Annotated in this window: 1 protein-coding gene; it reads right to left on the bottom strand. The window is 62.6% G+C overall.

Annotated elements, in window-relative coordinates; all coding sequences use genetic code 11:
• A partial coding sequence (locus P8629_RS12110; protein WP_278166362.1) for an NUDIX domain-containing protein occupies positions 1–262 on the bottom strand: 262 nt, incomplete at both ends.

The raw sequence follows: 262 nt of genomic DNA, 5'->3' as shown, positions 1-262 counted from the left end.
CAAATCCCGTGAAATAGAGTACGGCGGCGGCAGCGCAGGCAGCTGCCGCGGCGAAAACCAGGCGGCATCGCTGATTTCGACCCCATCGATGGTGATTCGCTGGGTCGTGGCCTCGGCGAAATAGCCCAGCATCAGCGAATGCGGGAAAGGCCAGGCCTGACTGTGGTGATAGCGCAGTTGATCCACGTGCACGCCTACCTCTTCGAACACTTCCCGATGCACGGCCTCTTCTGCCGACTCCCCCGGCTCGATGAACCCCGCC

The sequence above is a fragment of the Hydrogenovibrio sp. 3SP14C1 genome, assembly GCF_029625905.1.
GTDB lineage: Bacteria > Pseudomonadota > Gammaproteobacteria > Thiomicrospirales > Thiomicrospiraceae > Hydrogenovibrio.
The sequence above is the reverse complement of the archived record's forward strand: the minus strand, read 5'-3'. Positions and strand labels throughout refer to the sequence as shown.